This is a genomic window from Inquilinus sp. Marseille-Q2685 (assembly GCF_916619195.1).
Taxonomy (GTDB): domain Bacteria; phylum Pseudomonadota; class Alphaproteobacteria; order DSM-16000; family Inquilinaceae; genus Inquilinus.
This window is the reverse complement of the sequence record NZ_CAKAKL010000007.1, coordinates 131,803-144,320: the sequence shown is the minus strand read 5'-3', so window position 1 is coordinate 144,320 and position 12,518 is coordinate 131,803. Positions and strand designations below refer to the sequence as shown.

Below are 12,518 nucleotides of genomic sequence, written 5' to 3'. Positions count from 1 at the left end.
TTTCTCTATTTCACGGCCCCGGCGGGGAGCCCGGCGATGAACCAGCGGCCGACGATGCCGAACAGCAGCACCACCGGCACGGTGGCCAGCGTCGCCCCGGCCAGCAGCAGGCCCCAGTCGATCTGGTACTGGCCGATGATGCCGGCGAAGCCGACCGGCAGGGTGCGGTTGGCGTCGGACAGGATCAGTACCGAGGCGAACAGGTATTCGGTCCAGCTGGCGATGAAGGCGAAGATGGCGACGCTGGCGATGCCCGGCACCGCCAGCGGCACCATGATCCGCAGCAGGATCGCCAGACGCGAGGCGCCGTCGATCAGCGCCGCCTCCTCCAGTTCCGCCGGGATCGAGGCGAAGAAGCTGCGCATCATCCAGATCGCGAAGGGCGAGGCGAAGGTGACGTTGACGATCACCAGCGCCGCCGGCGTGTCGATCAGCCCCGCCTGCGACATCATCCCGTAGAGCGGGATCAGGATCAGGATGCCCGGGAAGGCGTAGGCCACCAGCACCGCCCGGAACAGCAGGACGCGGCCGGGAAAGCGCAGCCTGTAGAAGCCGTAGGCGGCCAGCACCGACAGCAACACGGTGATCACGGTCGACCCCAGCCCGACCAGCAGGCTGTTGCCGAGATAGCGCGGATAATCCGAGGCGCCGAGCAGCTTGTCGAAATGCCGCAGGGTGAAGCTGTGCGGCACCAGCGTCGGAACCCGGGCGATGATCTCCTGCGGCGCCTTGATCGCGCCGGTGGCGATGAACCAGAAGGGCAGCAGCACGAGGACGGCGAGACCGAGCAGCCCGCCGCCGATCGCCAGGGTCTGGCCCGGGCTGCGCCTCACCCCTCCCCCTTCGGCGCCAGCGCCCGGGTGAGAAGGACGGCCAGCGCCATCAGGAGCAGGCTGACCAGCACCGACATCGCCGCCGCCTGGCCCAGCCGATAGGATTTGAACGCGGTCTCGTAGATCAGCACCGGCAGGGTCTGGGTGGCGCCGGACGGCCCGCCCGCCGTGGTCAGCCAGATGATGTCGAAGACGTTGAAGGACAGCAGCGTGCCGACCACGCCGAGCACCAGCATCGTGGGCTGCAGCAGCGGCCAGGTGATGCGGCGGAAGCGCTGCCACGGGCCGGCGCCGTCGATCGCCGCGGCCTCGTACAGGTCGGCCGGGATACGCTGCAGCCCCGCCAGCAGCATCACCGCGACGAAGGGGAACCAGCGCCAGGAGTTGATCACCACCAGCGACGCCATGGCGCTGCCCGGCCCGGCGAAAAAGCCGATCGGGCGATCGGTCAATCCGAGCGACACCAGGAGATGGTTCACCACCCCGCCGGAGGTGCCGAGCAGCCAGCGCCAGATGATGACGACGACGATGGTCGGCACGATCCAGGACAGGATCACCCAGACCCGCACCAGCCGCACGCCGCGGAAGCGCTGGTTCAGCAGCAGCGCCGTGCCCAGCGCCAGCAGCGTCTGCAGCACGGCGTTGCCGGCGACCCAGACCAGGCTGCGCCCCAGCGCCGCCCACAGCCGGGCCATCTCCAGCACTTCCTGGTAATTGCCGAACCCGACGAAGCCCCCGTCGGAGCCGATGACGCGGATGTCGCGCAGGCTGATCGCCACCGCGGCGCCGAGCGGATAGAGGATGGTCGCCGCCAGCCACACCAGCACCGGCGCCACCATCAGCATCCCGGCGATCGCCTCGGACCGGGCGCGCGACAGGCGCCGGGGACCGGCGCTCATCCCTCGCTCGTTCCTTTGAATCCCCCCTCCCCTTGCGGGGAGGGGGGACCCTGGCTGGCACTGGCCATGGTCGAAAGGCGCCCCCGCCCCGCGCTCCCTACTTCACCGCCTCCTGCATCCGCGCCTGGCCGGCCTTTACCGCTTCGGCGGCCGGTATCTCGTCGATCACCACCTTCTGCAGCGTCTCGGCCAGGATGTTCTGGGCCGAGATCGCGGCGATGCTGGGGAAGGTGTGGCCGCCGGTGAAGCCGAACAGGGCGCCGTTGCGGCTGTTGGCGATCATCGCCTCGATCTGCGGCTTGTACTTCACCACCAGCGGGTCGCTCCACAGGCTCTTGGCCTTGGCGCCGTCGGCGGTGACCGGCAGGAACAGCCCCGGCTCCATGTTCAGGAAGCGGCCATAGGTCTCCGGCTCCAGGAGCCAGGCGATGAAGGTCTCGGCCGCCTTCCGCTTGGCCTCGTCCTTGGCCAGGATCATCACCGCGTTGGAATAGGCGATGGTGCCCGACTCCTTGCGGTCGTCGGCATGCGGGATCGGCGCCACGCCGAGGTCCTGGGCGTCGCCTTCGGCCTGGCTGTCATAGGTGCTGATCACGGTGAACTGCAGGATCATGCCGCAGCCGCCGCTGGCGAAGCAGGCCTCGGCCTCGCCCCAGGTCCAGCCCGGCGCGTCGGCGGCGGAGAACTGGTACAGGTCCTTGTAGAAGTCGTAGGCCTTGACCGTCTGGGGGTTGTCGAAGCGCAGCGTGCCGTCCGGGTTGTAGATGTCGGCCGCGCCGGCATTGACCATCAGGTCGTAGACGGTCTGGTCGGTGTAGAGCTGCTTGTTGGCCGGCAGGCCGATGCCGTAGCGGCCGTCCGCCGTCAGCTTTTCCGCCGCCGCCTTCCACTCGCTCCAGGTCTTCGGCGGTGTCAGCCCGGCCTCGGCGAACACGCTCTTCCGGTACCACAGCGACATCGCCATGTTGTACAGCGGCACCGCCCAGACGCCGCCGTCATAGCTGTAGGGCGCCAGCGCGCTGGGCACGAAATGATGCTGGGCGTCGAGCTGCTTGACGAAGCCCTCGACCGACTGCAGGGCGCCGAGATCCTTCAGGACCGGGGTGAAGTCCGGGATCGCGAACAGGAGATCCGGCGCGTTGCCGGCGGCGATGGCGGCCGGCGCCTTGGCGTAGATCTCGCCCCAGCTCTGCGGCTCCTGCTTCACCGCGATGTCCGGATGGCTCTTGTTGAAGGCGTCGATCAGCTCCTGCACCCGCGCCACGCGGTGCGGCGGCTGCTCCATGTGCCACAGCGTCAGCTGCACCGGCGCCGCCTGGGCGGCAGCGCCCCAGACCAGCGCGGCCGCGGCCACGCCCGACACGATCGACCATCTCGTCGCCATTGCCCTCTCCCCTGTTTGTCCTGCGGCCCGGGATGCGGCGCGTCGTTGACCGAGCGTCCGCCGGGCTGTCTACAGATGCGGATTGCGCGTCCGGTAGCGTTCGACGAGCGCGGCGTTGCGCTCCTTCGCCCCCGGCATGTTGGCGCTGATATAGGCCGGCGCCACCTCGCCGGACTCGGCCAGCCGCGCTACCGTCTCGCTCAGCACCGCGTTCCAGACCGCGGCGCCCAGCACCGTCGAGATCGGCCCGACGACCAGCCCTTCCGCCGCCGTCACCGAGGCGTCGCCGGGCGGGCCCTGGTTGTCGATGGCGATGTCGGCGGACTCGGCCAGGGTCGGCCGGCCGGCGGCCGCCGCCCGCGAATAGGCGATCGAGGTCACGGCGACCACCGTGGCGCCCTTCTCCCGGCCGTGGCGCGCGGCCTCGACCGGCACGGCGTTGACGCCGCTGTTGGAGAACACGAACAGCGTATCGGCCGGCCCGATCGGATAGCGGCCGAGGAGATGCGCGGCCAAGCCGGGCATCCGCTCCAGAGCGCCGGAGACCACCGCGCCCTCATGCAACATCACTGAGGAGGCCAGGACCGGCACCACGCAGGCCAGGCCGCCGGCGCGAAAATGCCCCTCCTCCGCCATCAGATGCGAATGGCCGGTGCCGAAGATGTAGATCAGCCCGTCACGCCGGATGGTCTCGACGCAGGCCGCCGCCGCGGCGCCGATCGCCTCGCCCTGGGTCGCGGTCAGGGCGGCGATGCGATCGGCGATGCCGGCGAGATAGGCGGCGGCGCCGGAAAGGGCTGTCGATGTCATGGGTCCGTCGAGTCTGGAGGGGACAGCCGCGCCCGCATCTTGTAGCGGTCGCCGCGATAGGCGGAGCGGACGAATTCGATGACGTGGCCGTCGGCATCGGCGGTGCGCCGGGTGAAGACCAGCACCGGCGCGCTGCGCGGGATGTCGAGGGCGCCGGCGGTCACGGCGTCGGGCAGGTCGGCCTCGACCGTCTGCTCCGCCTGCCAGGGCACCAGGCCGTAATCGTGGCGCAGCACCTCGTACAGCGAGGCGGTGCGGAAATCGTGGCGGTCCAGGATGCCGGGCACCAGCGCCTCGGGCAGCCAGGTGACCTCGAACGCCATCGGTACGGCGTCGGCCAGGCGGACGCGCTCGAGCAGCACCAGCGGCGCGCCTTCGGCCACGCCCAGCGCCTCGCGCGCCTCGCCGGTCGCCGGCATCACGGCCTGGCGCAGGATCACGCTGGCGGCGCGACGGCCGAGGCGGGCCATGTCTTCGCTGAAGCCGGTCAGGCGCTGCAACCGCTGGTCGACCTTCGGCCGGGCGACGAAGCAGCCGCGGCCGATCCGGCTCTCGATCAGCCCGGCGTCCGTCAGGCTCTTGAAGGCCTGGCGCACGGTCATCCGGCTGATGCCGAGCTGGTCGGCCAGATCGCGCTCGGAGGGCAGCCGGTCACCGACGGCGAAGGCGCCAGCACGGATCCGATCGGCCAGATCCTCCGCGATCTGCTGGTAGATCGGCTTATCCGTCGATGTCGGCTGTAGATCGGTCATGGCGGGCCCTGGTGGTCTAGACCACAATCGGCATGATGAAGGCCGATCCGGGCCCCGTCAAGAAAGGTCGGACAAAGCGGCGGGCATGCGCAGCAGCGCGTCGCGATGCCCGCCGTAGCGCCGCCAGGCGGCCTCATAGGCCTCCCGCAGCGCCGGATCGGGGCGATGCGTGCGCCGGATCCTGCGGACCCGGCGCGACGCGTCGCCGATCGAGGGATACCATCCGATGCCGGTCCCGGCCAACAGGGCGGCGCCGCAGGCCCCGTATTCGCCGCCGTCGGGGACCTCGACCGGCAGGCCCAGCACGTCGGCGATCATCTGCGACCAGAAGCGGCTGCGGCTGCCGCCGCCGGACAACAGCACGCTCTGCGGCCGCTCCGCCATCGCCGCGAAGCAGTCCCGGACGGCATAGGCCAGCCCTTCATAGACGGCGCGCACCAGCTCGGGCCGGCCGTGCCCCGGAACCAGCCCGGCGAACTGGGCCCGGGCGGCGGCCGAAACCGCCGGGGCGATGATCCCGACCTCGCTGAGATAGGGCAAGTAGACGGCGCCGCCGGCGCCCGGCGGGGCGGCTTCCGCCAGCGCCTCCAGCGCGGCGTAAGGGTCGGGGTCCCGGGCCAGGTCCGGGCACAGGCTGCGCAGGCACCAGTCGAGATTGCTGGTGCCGGCGACGTTGACCATGCAGCGCAGCCACAGCCGGCCCGGCAGGCTGAACAGCAGGCCGAGATCCGGCGGCTCGAAGGACGGGGCGTCGAGCACCACGCCGTTCAGGCAGGTGGTGCCGAGCACGGTGCAGGCCGCGCCGGCGGCGAGACCGCCCGAGCCGATGACGCTGGCCGCGACATCCCCGGCGCCGGTGACGACCGGCGTGCCGGCCCGCAGCCCCGTCTCCGCCGCGGCGACCTCCGTCACCGCGCCGGCGACCGCCTCGGACGCCAGCACCGGCGGCAGCAGGTGCCGGTGCTGGCCGAGGCCGAACAGCTCGAGCATCGCCTCGCTGCGGCCTTGCGAGCGGGCGTCGCCCGGAGCCACCGCCGACTCGGTCGGGTCGGCGGCGCGCCCCCCGGTCAGGCGGAAGCGGAGATAGTCCTTGCAGCCGAACACGCAGTCGGCCCGGGCCATCACCTCGGGCTCGTGATCCAGAAGCCAGCGCAGCACCGGCAGGGTGCAGCCCTGCTGCATCACCGAGCCGGAGGACGCGAAGATCCGGGACATGAACGCCGGATCCCGGGCCTGCATCGCCTCGATCCAGGGCTGGCTGCGGCCATCGTCCCACAGGATGCCGGGGCGCAGCGGCCGGCCATCGGCATCGATCACCCAGGCCCCGACCATGGCGCCGGTGACACCGACGGCGACGACCGTGGAGCCGTCGACCCCGGCCACGGCCAGCACCTCGCGGATCACCGCCGCGGTGGCGACCCAGGCGGTCTCCGGGTCGCTTTCCGACCAGGCGGGGCGGGGGCGCGAGACGGTGGTGCGGCGGGACGCGGCGGCGCGCTGCCGGCCGTCGCGCCCGAACAGCGCGGCCTTGATGACCGAGGTGCCGGCGTCGAGGCCGAGCAGGAGCATGGCGGAACCGCTTGCGGGGGCCGATCCGCCCCGGCTAGCGGAGCGGGGGCCGGCCGGTCAAGCGGCGTTCACCGACTCGCTCTGCGACAGCAGGGCGAAGATCGCGTCGGCGCTCTGGCAGCCGCGCAGCTTCTCGCACAGGCTCTCGTCGCGCAGCATGCGGCTGATCCGGGCCAGCGCCTTCAGATGGTCCGCCCCCGCCCCTTCCGGCGCCAGCAGCAGGAACACCAGGTCGACCGGCTGCTCGTCGACCGCGTCGAAGTCGATCGGCCGCTCCAGCCGGGCGAAGGCGCCGAACACGCCCTGCAGATGCGGCAGCTTGCCGTGCGGAATGGCGATGCCGCGGCCGACGCCGGTCGAGCCCAGCCGCTCGCGCTCCAGCAGCACGTCGAAGATGAAGCGCTCGTGCTGGCCGGTCAGTTCGGCGGCACGGCGGGCCAGCTCCTGCAGCGCCTGCTTCTTGCTGGCAGCCTTCAGATTGGCGAGAATCGCCTCGGGGCGGAGGAAATCGATCATGACATGTCGGATGCGCCGCCCTCAGGCAGCAGCATCCTCGGTCCCTTTCGGATCGACCCAGCCGATGTTCCCGTCGGGACGGCGGAACACCATGTTGAGCCGGCCATGGGCCTGGTTGCGGAACATCAGCGCCGGCAGGTCGCCCAGATCGAGGCGCATCACTGCCTGCAGCACCGTCAGGCTCTCGATCGTGGTGGAGACGTCGGCGATCACGATCGGCTGGTTCGGCTCCTCGCCGTTCAGCCATTCCTCGGATTCGGCCTCGAGGATGTAGCTCTGGGCCGGCAGGGCCGGCTGGGCGTCGCCGTTGTGGTGGTCGCGCAGGCGGCGCTTGTAGCGGCGCAGGCGCTTGGCCAGCTTGTCGGCGGCAGCGTCGAAGGCGTGGTACGGGCTCTCGGCCTCCGCATTGCTCTGCAGGAGGATGTTGCGGCCGACATGGACCGACAGGTCGCTCCGGATCAGATGGGCGTTGCGGGAAAAGACGACATTCGCCTCGATCGCGTTGTTGAAGTACTTCGCGGTCGTGCTGGTGAGGGCGTCGCTGACATGGGTGCGCAATGCGTCACCGACGTCGATCTGCTTGCCTCTGACGGTCAGTTGCATGGCTGTCGCTTCACTGCTGCACGATGAGAGACGGGCGCCCAAAAAGAACGGGGCGGCCTTTGGGGGCCGCCTTCGGGCGGCGACCATAGGGACGGGGCGCCTTCCTGTCAACGCAGGGGGCCCGGTCCCGGGCTGCGGGGGGAGCGCTCATCGGCTCAGACCCTTCTCACGCCGTCGCTGGACGGAGGATGGTATCCGCATCCCCTCACGGTACTTGGCGACGGTCCGCCGTGCAATGTCGATCCCCTCCCCGCGCAGGATTTCGACGATCCGGTCGTCGGACAGGATGGCGTCCGCCGGCTCGGCGTCGATCATGGTGCGGATGCGGTGGCGCACCGCCTCGGCCGAATGCGCGTCGGCCCCGTCGGCGCCCTGGATCGCCTGGGTGAAGAAGTATTTCAGCTCGAACACGCCGCGCGGGGTGGCGATCACCTTGTTGGTGGTCACCCGGCTGATCGTGCTCTCGTGCATGTCGACCGCCTCGGCCACATCCTTCAGGGTCAGCGGCTTCAGGTGCTGCACGCCGCGGACGAAGAAGGCGTCCTGCCGGCGCACGATCTCGGACGCGACCTTGAGGATGGTGTTGGCGCGCTGGTCGAGGGCGCGGACCAGCCAGTTGGCATCGGCCAGGCAGGTGCCGACATAGTCGCGGTCGACCTTGCTGCGGGTGCCGCGGCTGATCTCGGCATGGTAGCGGCGGTTGACCAGCACCCGCGGCAGGGTGTCGGCGTTCAGCTCGACCACCCAGCCGACCTCCGGCTGCGCCCGCATCAGGATGTCCGGGATCAGGGTCTGCGCGACCTCGTGGTCGAAGGCCGCGCCCGGCTTGGGGTCGAGGGCACGGATCTCGGCGATCATCTCGGCCAAGTCCTCGGCGTCGACGCCGCACAGCCGCATCACCGCGGCCAGGTCGCGCCGGGCCAGCAGGTCGAGATGGTCGAGCAGCGTCCGCATCGCCGGGTCCAGGCGGTTGCGTTCGGCCAGCTGGATGGCCAGGCACTCGGCCAGGCTGCGGGCGAAGATGCCGGGCGGATCGAGCCGCTGGCAGCGACGCAGCACCGCCTCGACCCGCTCCGGCGGGCAGCCGAGGCCGGCCGCCACCTCCTCCACCGTGGCGCCGAGATAGCCCGTCTCCTCCAGCAGGTCGACGAGCCGTGCCGCGATCAGCCGGTCGGCCGGGGCGGCGAACTCGATCGCGATCTGGCTCAGCAGATGGTCGCGCAGGCTCGGCCGCTCCGCCAGCGTCTCCTCGAGGCCGGGCAGGTCGTCGGCGAAGTCCATGCGGCCGCGCCCCGCACCGGCGAACTGCGCCTCGCCGCCGTAATCCTCGTTCCGGTCGGTGGCGCTGGAGCCGGTGAACAGGTTGCTCCAATCGGTGTCCAGCGGCGCGTCCGCCGAGACGATGGCCGGCGGCTCCGGCGCGGTCAGCGCGACATCGGCCGCCACCGTCCGCCCCGATCCGGGATCGGGAGGCTCGATGTCGTTCCGGTCGCTGGTGCCGTCGCCGCCGTCGTCGCCGCGCTCGCCCTCCTCCCGTTCCAGGAGCGGGTTGCGCTCGAGCTCCGCCTCGACGAAGGCGGAGAGCTCGATGTTGGACAGCTGCAGCAGCTTGATCGACTGCTGCAGCTGCGGCGTCATGACCAGCGCCTGGCTCTGCCGGAGCCCGAGGCGTTGCGAAATGGCCATGGCTGCCCGGTGGCCTACAGGCTGAAGCGTTCGCCCAGATACACGCGCCGCACCTCCTCATTGCCGACGATGTCGGATGGTTCGCCTTCCATCAGAACACGCCCGTCGTGGAGGATATAGGCCCGATCGACGATATCGAGGGTTTCCCGCACATTGTGGTCGGTGATCAGGACGCCGATGCCCCGGTCGCGCAGATGCGCCACCAGGTCGCGGATGTCGCCGACCGCGATCGGATCGATGCCGGCCAGCGGCTCGTCCAGCAGCATGAAATGCGGATGGCTGGCCAACGCCCGGGCGATCTCGACGCGCCGGCGCTCGCCGCCCGACAGCGCCAGGGCGGGGGTGCGGCGCAGATGGCTGATCGAGAACTCGGCCAGCAGGTCCTCCAGCACCGCCTCGCGCGCCGAGCGGTCCGGCTCGGAGATCTCCAGCACGGCACGGATGTTCTGCTCGACCGTCAGGCCGCGGAAGATCGACGCCTCCTGCGGCAGGTAGCCGATGCCGAGCCGGGCGCGGCGGTACATCGGCAGGTCGGTCAGCTCCTGCCCGTCCAGGAGGATCGTGCCGTAATCCGGCTGGATCAGGCCGGTGATCATGTAGAAGCAGGTGGTCTTGCCGGCGCCGTTCGGCCCGAGCAGGCCGACCGCCTCGCCGCGCTGCACCTGCAGGCTGACGCCGCGCAGCACCGGCCGCTTCTTGTACTGCTTGCCCAGGTTGCGGGCGACGAGCCCGTCATTCTTGGCGACGAGGCGCGGCGCGGCCGCCGTCTCGGCCGGATGCGGGCTGATCGGCTTGGTCATCGCCTGCCCCCTACTTCTTCGGTGCCGGCTGGCCCGGCAAGCCAGGCTGGCCCTGGTTGTTGTTCTGGTCCGGCACCAGCAGGGCCCGGGCGCGGCCGCCCTGGCCCGGCCGGGTCAGCAGCTTGCTGACGCCGCTGGCCATGTCGACCTCGGCATAGTCGCCGTTCAGCTGGTTGCCGCCGCGGGTCATGCGGACGTCGTCGGTGATGGTCGCGAACTGGCTCTTGACGTCGTAATGACCGGTCCGGCCGGTCACCACGTCGGTCGCCGTGGTCAGCTTGACGTTGCCGTCGGCGTCGACCGTCGACAGCTCCTTGTCGCCCTTCTCGTTCGGGGCGAAATGGCCGGTCAGCGTGTCGGCGCGCAGCGACTTCTGCTCCTTGGCGCGGACCGCCGTGGCGTTGCCGCGGGCGATCGCCACGTCCTCGGCCTGGCGGTACACCATGCTTTCGGTGGCGGTGATCACGTCGTCGTTGTTGACGAATTTCAGGTTGCCGCCGGTCAGGGTGAAGGTCTGGGCGTCGAGCTCGTAGACCCCCTTGCCGCCGGTGGCGCTGGTGGTGTCGCCGCGGGTGATCAGCACATTGCCCTCGGCCGTGGCCCGGAAGATCTCCGTGCTCTTGTCCGGCAGCTCGCGGTAGTAGGCGGTCAGGACGTCGGCCTTCACCGTCAGGTCGCCGCGCTTGTACACGGCGTTGCCGCGGGCGATGTAGGTCTTCTCGTTCTGGTGCCACTCCAGCGCGTCGTCGGCCTGGATCTCGGACGGCTCGCCCTTGCCGCCGCCGAGCTGCAGCTGCTGTTGCGCTGCGGCCGGGACGGCCACGGCCGCGAGCAGGACGGCGAGAATCAGCGGGCGGATCATTGCGGCGTCCCCTGGAAGGCCTTGTCGGCGCCGGGCTTGAGCAGCAGCTTGGTCGGCCCGGTGAAGATGATGACGTCGCCCTGCTGCTCGACCTTGAAGCCCCCGGCCGACAGCGTACCGAAAGGCCCTTCCGCCGTCACGGGCGTGCTGCTGCGCGCGCCCTTGTCGGCCAGGTCGATGTCCGCGGCGTCGGTGACCAGAGTGGTGCCGTCGCTGCGGCGCAGGGTGACGTTGCCGCTGAGATGCACCGATTTGCTGCTGCGGTCCAGCTTGCCGGTCTGGGCATCGAGGGTGAGCAGCAGCCCGCTGGGCAGCTTCATCTCCCCCTTGGGGCGGTTCAGGTCGAACACCTCGTCCTGCACCTGCTTTGCCAGGGTGGCCCAGACGGTGTAGGGCCGCGCCGCCTCGTCGATGCCGCTGTAGCGCGGATTCTGGATCTCGCCCGCGGCGGCGGCCGGGCGCTCGGCGGGGTTGGAGATGTCGACCTGGGAATGGTGCAGCTCCGGCCACAGCACGATCAGCGCCACGACCACCAGGCCGACGGCCGGCAGCACGTATTTCAGCACGCCGACCATGCGGCTGTAGGAGCGGCTGAGGCCGGCGGCACGGCCGGCGGCGGCCAGGCGCGCGCGCCGGCCCGAGGCGCCCGCACTGCGCCCCGCCCGGCCCGGTTCCGGCGTCTGCGGCGCGGCCACCACGCTCAACTCAGCCCTGCCCGCAGGCAGTCATGCACCCTGAGGATGCCCACGGGCCGGTCCTCCAACGTGACGAAGAGGCTGGTCACCTTATAGCGGTTCATCAGGCCCAGCGCCTCGGCCGCCAGCGCCGCCGGGCGGATGGTGCGCGGCCCAGGGGTCATCACCTCGCCGGCGGTCCGGCCGAGCAGGCCGGCGCTCATGTGCCGGCGCAGGTCGCCGTCGGTGATAACGCCGACCAGCCGGCGGTCGGCGTCGGTCACGCCGACGCAGCCGAAGCCGACCCGGCTCATCTCGATGATCGCCTCGTCCATTCGCGTCTGCGGGGTGACCAGCGGCAGCTCGGCCTCGGCATGCATGATGTCCTGCACCCGGATCAGCCTGCTGCCGAGCGAGCCGCCGGGGTGGAACACCCGGAAATCGTCGGAGGAGAAGCCGCGGCGATGCATCAGCGCCACCGCCAGGGCGTCGCCCAGCGCCATCATCATGGTGGTCGAGGTGGTCGGCGCCAGCCCGGTCGGGCATGCCTCCGGCGCCGGCGGCAGCAGCAGCACGGTGTCGCACTGGTCGGCGAGATTCGACGGCGACCGGCTGGTCATGCCGATCAGCGGGATGGCGAAGCGGCGGGTATAGGCGATGACGTCCGCCAGCTCGGCGGTGTTGCCGGAGTTGGACAGCGCCAGCACCACGTCCTGACGGTGGATCATGCCGAGATCGCCGTGGCTGGCCTCGGCCGGGTGGACGAACAGCGCCGCGGTGCCGGTCGAGGCCAGGGTCGCCGCGATCTTGCGGGCGACATGGCCGCTCTTGCCGATGCCGCTGACCACCACCCGGCCTTCGGCGCCGAGGATGGTGTCGATGGCGCGGTCGAAGCTGGCGTCGAGCGATTCGGCGAGGCGGTCGAGCGCGTCGCGCTCCACCAGCAGCGCCTTGCGGCCGGCCTCGATCCCTGCAGTTGCCACCATACCTTCTCCCAAATGATCCGCGCGGCGGCTGCTATAGCCGGTCCGGAGGGCGCGGACCACGATCCGATCCGGATCTGCACGAAGGGCCCTGCCCGGGCCCCGGCCGATCCCCGTACCGCCACAAGACGGCACGAATGTGACCCC

The 12,518-nt window shown here is 70.8% G+C and carries 13 protein-coding genes; all 13 read right to left on the bottom strand.

Annotated features, from left to right (window positions below):
• Window positions 1-5 precede the first annotated feature (5 nt).
• The 13 genes from LG391_RS26435 to LG391_RS26375 all read right to left on the bottom strand — a co-directional run bounded on the left by LG391_RS26435 (window position 6) and on the right by LG391_RS26375 (window position 12,374).
• Window positions 6-833: a carbohydrate ABC transporter permease gene (locus tag LG391_RS26435; protein ID WP_225771042.1), complete on the bottom strand. Its 828-nt coding sequence runs from the start codon at window positions 831-833 to the stop codon at window positions 6-8.
• Window positions 830-1,732 carry a carbohydrate ABC transporter permease gene (locus tag LG391_RS26430; protein WP_225771041.1) on the bottom strand — a complete coding sequence of 301 codons (903 nt, stop codon included), beginning with the start codon at window positions 1,730-1,732 and terminating at the stop codon, window positions 830-832. Before LG391_RS26430 ends, LG391_RS26435 begins: the two co-directional genes overlap by 4 nt.
• Before the next feature lie 97 nt (window positions 1,733-1,829).
• The gene (locus LG391_RS26425) at window positions 1,830-3,116 is read right to left on the bottom strand and encodes an ABC transporter substrate-binding protein (RefSeq protein ID WP_225771040.1); all 1,287 of its coding nucleotides are present in this window, start codon (window positions 3,114-3,116) and stop codon (window positions 1,830-1,832) included.
• 69 nt (window positions 3,117-3,185) lie between these two features.
• Complete coding sequence (locus LG391_RS26420) at window positions 3,186-3,926, bottom strand: SIS domain-containing protein (RefSeq protein ID WP_225771039.1); 741 nt, start codon at window positions 3,924-3,926, stop codon at window positions 3,186-3,188.
• A complete protein-coding gene (locus LG391_RS26415) occupies window positions 3,923-4,678 on the bottom strand; it encodes a GntR family transcriptional regulator (RefSeq protein WP_225771038.1) in 756 nt (251 codons plus the stop codon). Before LG391_RS26415 ends, LG391_RS26420 begins: the two co-directional genes overlap by 4 nt.
• A 57-nt stretch (window positions 4,679-4,735) precedes the next feature.
• Window positions 4,736-6,247, bottom strand: a complete 1,512-nt coding sequence (locus LG391_RS26410) for an FGGY-family carbohydrate kinase (RefSeq protein ID WP_225771037.1) — start codon at window positions 6,245-6,247, stop codon at window positions 4,736-4,738.
• A 57-nt stretch (window positions 6,248-6,304) separates the two neighbouring features.
• A complete protein-coding gene (gene ptsN, locus LG391_RS26405; RefSeq protein ID WP_225771036.1) occupies window positions 6,305-6,763 on the bottom strand; it encodes a PTS IIA-like nitrogen regulatory protein PtsN in 459 nt (152 codons plus the stop codon).
• Window positions 6,764-6,784: 21 nt separating this feature from the next.
• Window positions 6,785-7,366 carry a ribosome hibernation-promoting factor, HPF/YfiA family gene (hpf, locus tag LG391_RS26400; protein WP_225771035.1) on the bottom strand — a complete coding sequence of 194 codons (582 nt, stop codon included), beginning with the start codon at window positions 7,364-7,366 and terminating at the stop codon, window positions 6,785-6,787.
• 147 nt (window positions 7,367-7,513) lie between these two features.
• Window positions 7,514-9,052: an RNA polymerase factor sigma-54 gene (gene rpoN / locus LG391_RS26395; protein WP_225771034.1), complete on the bottom strand. Its 1,539-nt coding sequence runs from the start codon at window positions 9,050-9,052 to the stop codon at window positions 7,514-7,516.
• Window positions 9,053-9,066: 14 nt separating this feature from the next.
• On the bottom strand, window positions 9,067-9,852 hold the full coding sequence (lptB, locus tag LG391_RS26390; protein WP_225771033.1) for an LPS export ABC transporter ATP-binding protein: 786 nt from the start codon (window positions 9,850-9,852) through the stop codon (window positions 9,067-9,069).
• 10 nt (window positions 9,853-9,862) lie between these two features.
• Window positions 9,863-10,714 (bottom strand): LptA/OstA family protein, encoded by an 852-nt coding sequence (locus tag LG391_RS26385; RefSeq protein WP_225771032.1) that lies wholly within the window; start codon window positions 10,712-10,714, stop codon window positions 9,863-9,865.
• The gene (gene lptC, locus LG391_RS26380) at window positions 10,711-11,412 is read right to left on the bottom strand and encodes an LPS export ABC transporter periplasmic protein LptC (RefSeq protein WP_225771259.1); all 702 of its coding nucleotides are present in this window, start codon (window positions 11,410-11,412) and stop codon (window positions 10,711-10,713) included. The genes LG391_RS26385 and lptC overlap by 4 nt, the downstream gene beginning before the upstream one ends.
• Window positions 11,413-11,414: 2 nt before the next feature.
• Entirely contained in the window at window positions 11,415-12,374 is a 960-nt protein-coding gene (locus LG391_RS26375) for an SIS domain-containing protein (RefSeq protein WP_225771031.1), read from the bottom strand.
• Between the last annotated feature and the right edge of the window lie 144 nt (window positions 12,375-12,518).